The sequence below is a fragment of the Agrobacterium tumefaciens genome, from assembly GCF_031801495.1.
Classification (GTDB): domain Bacteria; phylum Pseudomonadota; class Alphaproteobacteria; order Rhizobiales; family Rhizobiaceae; genus Agrobacterium; species Agrobacterium tumefaciens_K.
Genome location: NZ_JAOEGC010000002.1, coordinates 1,755,353 through 1,756,577, shown reverse-complemented (window position 1 = coordinate 1,756,577; position 1,225 = coordinate 1,755,353). Strand labels below are relative to the sequence as shown.

At 59.7% G+C, this 1,225-nt stretch carries 1 protein-coding gene; it reads left to right on the top strand.

The window, feature by feature from the left end:
- Positions 1-1,176: elongation factor Tu (gene tuf, locus N7578_RS18010; protein WP_311111609.1), on the top strand; the 1,176-nt coding region annotated here is incomplete at its 5' end.
- Between the last annotated feature and the right edge of the window lie 49 nt (positions 1,177-1,225).

The following is a 1,225-nucleotide window of genomic DNA, read 5'->3' as shown; positions in this document are numbered from 1 at the left end:
ATGGCAAAGAGCAAGTTTGAGCGGACGAAGCCGCACGTCAACATTGGCACGATCGGTCACGTTGACCATGGCAAGACGTCGCTGACTGCAGCAATCACGAAGTTCTTCGGCGAGTTCAAGGCGTACGACCAGATCGACGCTGCTCCGGAAGAGAAGGCTCGTGGTATCACGATTTCGACGGCGCACGTCGAGTACGAGACGGCGAACCGTCACTACGCTCACGTTGACTGCCCCGGCCACGCCGACTACGTGAAGAACATGATCACCGGTGCTGCGCAGATGGACGGCGCGATCCTGGTTTGCTCTGCAGCTGACGGCCCGATGCCGCAGACCCGCGAGCACATCCTGCTGGCTCGTCAGGTTGGCGTTCCGGCTCTGGTCGTGTTCCTCAACAAGGTCGACCAGGTCGACGACGCGGAACTGCTGGAACTGGTAGAGCTGGAAGTTCGCGAACTTCTGTCGTCCTACGACTTCCCGGGCGACGACGTTCCAGTCGTCAAGGGTTCGGCTCTTGCTGCTCTTGAAGATTCCAACAAGACGATCGGTGAAGACGCGATCCGCGAGCTGATGGCTCAGGTTGACGCCTACATCCCGACGCCTGAGCGTCCGATCGACCAGCCGTTCCTGATGCCGATCGAAGACGTGTTCTCGATCTCGGGCCGTGGTACGGTTGTGACGGGTCGCGTTGAGCGCGGTATCGTCAAGGTTGGTGAAGAAGTCGAAATCGTCGGCATCAAGCCGACGTCGAAGACGACGGTTACCGGCGTTGAAATGTTCCGCAAGCTGCTCGACCAGGGTCAGGCCGGCGACAACATCGGCGCACTGGTTCGCGGTGTTAACCGTGACGGCGTCGAGCGTGGTCAGATCCTGTGCAAGCCGGGTTCGGTCAAGCCGCACAAGAAGTTCAAGGCAGAAGCCTACATCCTGACGAAGGAAGAAGGCGGCCGTCATACGCCGTTCTTCACGAACTACCGTCCGCAGTTCTACTTCCGCACGACGGACGTGACGGGCATCGTGACGCTTCCTGAAGGCACGGAAATGGTTATGCCTGGTGACAACGTGACCGTTGACGTCGAGCTGATCGTTCCGATCGCGATGGAAGAAAAGCTGCGCTTCGCGATCCGCGAAGGCGGCCGTACCGTCGGCGCTGGCATCGTTGCCTCGATCGTCGAGTAATCTCTCGATCTGAAATGCAGTACGGCGGCGGTGTGAACAACACCGCCGC